At 65.7% G+C, this 4,630-nt stretch carries 5 protein-coding genes and 1 tRNA gene; all 6 read left to right on the forward strand.

The window, feature by feature from the left end:
* A partial coding sequence (locus ACFWP5_RS51830; protein ID WP_384174261.1) for a hypothetical protein occupies positions 1 to 446 on the forward strand: 446 nt, incomplete at its 5' end.
* 554 nt (positions 447 to 1,000) lie between these two features.
* Entirely contained in the window at positions 1,001 to 1,360 is a 360-nt protein-coding gene (locus ACFWP5_RS51835) for a hypothetical protein (RefSeq protein WP_384174264.1), read from the forward strand.
* Positions 1,361 to 1,806: 446 nt separating this feature from the next.
* The gene (locus ACFWP5_RS51840) at positions 1,807 to 2,172 is read left to right on the forward strand and encodes a hypothetical protein (RefSeq protein ID WP_384174267.1); all 366 of its coding nucleotides are present in this window, start codon (positions 1,807 to 1,809) and stop codon (positions 2,170 to 2,172) included.
* Between the two features lie 474 nt (positions 2,173 to 2,646).
* Positions 2,647 to 3,126 carry a hypothetical protein gene (locus ACFWP5_RS51845; RefSeq protein ID WP_384174270.1) on the forward strand — a complete coding sequence of 160 codons (480 nt, stop codon included), beginning with the start codon at positions 2,647 to 2,649 and terminating at the stop codon, positions 3,124 to 3,126.
* Positions 3,127 to 3,265: 139 nt separating this feature from the next.
* Complete coding sequence (locus ACFWP5_RS51850) at positions 3,266 to 3,883, forward strand: hypothetical protein (RefSeq protein WP_384174272.1); 618 nt, start codon at positions 3,266 to 3,268, stop codon at positions 3,881 to 3,883.
* A 189-nt stretch (positions 3,884 to 4,072) separates the two neighbouring features.
* Positions 4,073 to 4,147, forward strand: a tRNA-Ile gene (locus ACFWP5_RS51855).
* The last annotated feature ends 483 nt before the right edge of the window (positions 4,148 to 4,630 follow it).

Raw genomic sequence — 4,630 nt, forward strand, 5'->3', positions numbered from 1 at the left:
CTCACGCCCCCGCCCTGCGCATACCTCATGACACCGGCGTACCGCGACGATCAAGCCCTGTCAGCAACTACGACAACCCGAGTTCAACCTCAGTAGTCGTCAAACAGCGCGATGTGATCCACATCGTGTCGGGTCCGTTAGCGGGCCAGGCGTGGCGATTCCAGCGGGTTATTCCGCATCCGGACGGCCACAAGGTCCACTGCACGCGTTCCAACCCGAAACTGGGGCGCGTGCACGGCCAGTTCCCCCCGCATCTTTTCGGTTGCCGCGTGGTGCTTGACCTCAGCTGGTACCAGGACCGCGCGCGGCTCATCCGCTGGTCGTCGGTGTTCTTGCAGCAGGTGTTCGTGCTCGTTGTCGGCGGCGTGATCGCTTGGCTGATCGCCGAGTACGGCAACGCGCAGTGGAGCGGAGTCCTCGCGGTGTTCGGCGTGCAGGCGGAGTGACCTTCGAGGCTGGGGGCGGTGCAGCGGACGGGACGGCATTCCCGTCCGCCGCACCGTGTACCGGACCTTGCAGCCGCGAGATCTAGGTCCGCCGTGACATCTGATCAGCGGAGGTGCGTTCATCGGTCGTACCGAAATGGGATCCGAGCGCCCTTTCAGGCCTCTTTGGCCGGGGTGGATTGAAGAGATCCCGTACGGGTCGTCCTGGCCTGCGGGGCGGATGCGGTTGTTTATCAGGGACGTTGTCCAACTTTGCCGTGGCCCGGAGCCGGCCCCGGTTGATGAAGGGTCCGGACCGGCATGCCCGGACCCTTCCGGCCCCGTATCTGTAGAGGAGATGACACAGGACCATGCCTAAAAGGCTAGCAACGCATTCCTGGGAGGTGCGACAAGCGCTCGCGACCAGGGAACCGTTCACCACGTACGGGAGCTTCCGGGCAGTTCTGGGGGCACCCTGGGACACTGGTCGCCTTCCGGACCCGTACCGGTCGCAGTACCTGGACGCGTGGGGCGACGACCGCATCATCTACACCGTCCTCAGCTACCGAACTCCCGTGGCCTGGACCCTTGATGACGGCACGGTTGTCATTCCGCCGGTGAAGTACTCACCCACCACAACCGGGCATCAGGCACTGCTGTACGCCTTGGAGCGGCCGGCAAACGCCTTTGCGGGCGAGGTGAGTCGGGAGCGCCAGGCCGCTCGGACTGGAGCGCGCGAACTTGTCTGGGCCCCAACTCAGCCGCCAGGAAGCTGGGATTGGGACCGGGGCGACGACGTGAACGGTTCGGCACAGTCCCGCGAGGTCCCGTTCGAGTCCGGGGAAGGCGCGATCTACAGCCCGGAGTACCTGGCTCGCCACGAGAACACCAAGGGCACCGACCCCACGCTGTGGCGACAGCTGGTGGTGCCGTGATCACGGACCACGCGACCGAGCCGCCTTCCATCGACGGTGTAACGCGCCCTTCCTCGCGGTCAGTTGGCCTTTGACCTGGCTGCGCCCGATGCGATGCGACGTCGGCCACGCGCCGATCTGAGACCCCCGCACCCCCTTATCCCCTGGAGGGGGTGCGGGGCCACATCGAAGGCCCACCATTTCTGGACTTCCGGTCACCGCGAATCAGGCTGGAGATGACGGATGCGTGCGTGCAAAGAATCTGAATTCCTCTCTGGTTGATCGGTAATCGGGCGCTTTGAGGCGCCGTATTTAAGTGCCGGAAACATCTGTGATTGCGAATGAGCGCTCCAGTTGTACAGCTGGACCGTCTGTCGGGTCATCGAGTGCATCTCTGGTAGAGGGGTGCGCTCGGCTGGTCTTGCAGCTGCAGGACATTTCCGCGAACAGAAAAGAGGAGAGGGTTCATGAAGGCCATGGAAGCTGTCGACCTGATTCGGCAGGTGCACTTCCGCCCGGGATGGACGATCGAGGCCAGCGTTGTCCTGCCCGACTTGCCGTTCGTGACTGTTACGGCCTACGTCGAGACCGTCAACAGCGACCGGGAGAACGCCCCGCGCGGCTACCCCGAGCAGATCACGATCGCACCGGACGGCATCATCGACGCCACGGCGTACGACACAGAGGATGAACTCTACGGCGCGTTGCTCTCCTGGCTGATCGCGCTGGAGACCCACGAATGCCGGGAGTTCTTCCGCGTTGGCCCGAAGATGGATGCCCCCTTCCACCCGCACCGGCCGGACGGGGTGCGGCGCTGGGACGCGCTGATCTGAACGCGCGACCACCAACTCTTCGCCTGCGGCGCGGCGAGTTGAATGCCTGGGTGCCTTGTCACCGGGTCGACCGGGCACCCAGGTCCTGGCCGTGAGGCAGCGGTGCTCCGTCGGTCCGTGCATGAGTTGCGACAGGGCCGCTGGTACCACCCCTTCGCGGCCGATCAGACCGCCGTACCGCTTCGCCGCCTGTGGGCGGTACGGCAGCGGGGGCTCCTCACCTCTCTCCTCGGGAGGAGCCCCCGCGTCCTTGCGTCTGCGCGTCGGACCGTGCCGTCTGCCGGTGTCCCGAGGATCCCCAAGGGCTGGTTGCGGGCGCCGGACGCGAGGGTGCAGCGAGACCGCAGGCCCGTGGGCTCTCCGCGGGCTGACAAAACACGCCTAAAAACACGCTAACGAGCTGCCGCTGCGCGGAGCGCGACACCCACAGGGAGGCCGCTGATCGCTTTGCCCCCTCTCGGTGAAGGAGTCACCATGAGCATCGCCGCACGTGCGGTAGCCGCCCACCAACTACTGCAGCAGCGGATCGAGAGTCTGCCGCTTTCTCGCTACACCGCCGCCGACATCGCCCGGGCGGCTGCGCGGTTGGTCGCTCTCTTAGGCATCGACCTGACCCACGTGCGGCCGGACACCAATTGGAACTGGATCAATCTGCCCGTGGCCCCGCTCACCCTGTACGCGAGCGACCCGGACGACCCCGACACGCAGTACACGTTCTCGTACCGTGACCCGCTCTACGACGACGAGGCGTTCTTCCTCATGGGCCCCTGCCCGGTCTGTGGCGCCTTCGTTCCGCTGGCCGAGATCCGCACTCTCGCCGACGTCGGTGCCTTTCTGACGAACGGTCCGGAACCTCTGTCGGAGACCCAGATCCTCCCCGGCAGCTATCCCGACGAGTTCGATCGGTACCCCACTCATACCTCCAAGTGCCCATACCGCGAAGGCGATTGCTGAACCACCGAGCATCCGCCGCTACGCCAGGAACCACCGCCACGACAAAGGACTGGCCCACGCCTCAGCACATCAAGGATCAGTGCTGGACGTACCTGGGCCGGCCGAGTGATGCCCACCCAACTCCCGGAGGGAGGAAGCCATGGTCCCAGTCAACGCGTCTCCCGAGACGCGCGAGCAGCTCGTTCGCAACATCATCACCGCATGGCATTCCGCCACCGCGGAGCAACGGCAGCGGGGGCGGACCTGGTACCGCACCGCTCACGATCTCGCCGCGAAGATGACCGACGGAAACTCGCGAGCGGGTGCTGGCGTCATCGCGGCCCTGTCCGCGAACAAGTCCTGGACGGAGAACCTTCGTCTGGCCCGCCAGGCATGCGAAACCGGCCACGCTGTCGGGCACTTTGCCGACGCGCTGACCGAGGCTGCCCAGATCATGGCCGGAGTAGACCCTGCCGAGGTACTCCCCATGGAGCGCAAGACTGGCCAGTTCTTCCGGCTCATCGCCGACCCGGAGGACCCGGAAGCCGTCGTGATCGACCGCCACGCTCACGATGTCGCCGTTGGGGAGACCTACGGCAATCGCAACCGCGGACTGTCCTGCGTCAGCCGCTACGCCCTGCTGGCCCACTGCTACCGCGAGGCCGCCCGACGGCTCGGCGAGCTGCCCAGCACGGTCCAGGCGGTCACTTGGGTCGCCCACACCGAACGCATCGCGGGCACCGGGACGCGGACGCGCGGTCCGTCCCGGGCCGCGTAGCGCCCTCGACGGCCCGAGGGATCGCGCCCGGCGAACCTGGCGTTGTTCTGCAGGGAAATTGAACAAGATCGGGATCCGGGGATTTTCCGATCCCGTATATGAGTGAGCCCTTTCCCGCTTGGAATGCCGAACTGTGTCGGGCGACATGCGCTGAACCTTCGACCGAGGGTGAAAGCGCCGAGCAGCCCTGGTTGCGTAGCTCAGTTGGTAGAGCGCCGGTCTTATAAGCCGTTGAGGTCGCGGGTTCGAGCCCCGCCGCAACCACTCCCACCACATCCCACGTTGAGGAGCACGCCGTGATCGCCCACTTTTCGCACGAGGGCGAACCGTTGATCCCTGGAACCCCAAGTCGGCTACTGCCTATGCGCGTTGGGGACCGTCCGTGGCGAGACCGGATCGGCCAGAGTCACGACTCCTGCCAGGTGCACAGCTGGCTGGAGCGGGAACCGTGACCCGGCAAGTGGTCCACCCGGCGGGATCGGCAGTTGGGCTGCCGCCCTGGCCTATTACGAACCACTTCCGGCCGAGAGCGCCACAGCACCGGATTCTACGGCGGGCGCCTGACACGACGTCGTCTTGCTGGAGGGACTGTGCCTTCGTGGTCGCCAGTATCTGACGCTTGTACTCGCTCATCTGCCTATGCCATTGCACTGCCGGCACGCTCACTGAGCTTCTTCAGCGTTGCCGCTCCAGGGTGAGGATGGCTTTGGCGATTGACGTCATGCGGTTGGGGCTGCAGCGGGATCT

The organism is Streptomyces sp. NPDC058469, from assembly GCF_042721125.1.
In the GTDB taxonomy this organism is placed as follows: Bacteria; Actinomycetota; Actinomycetes; order Streptomycetales; family Streptomycetaceae; genus Streptomyces.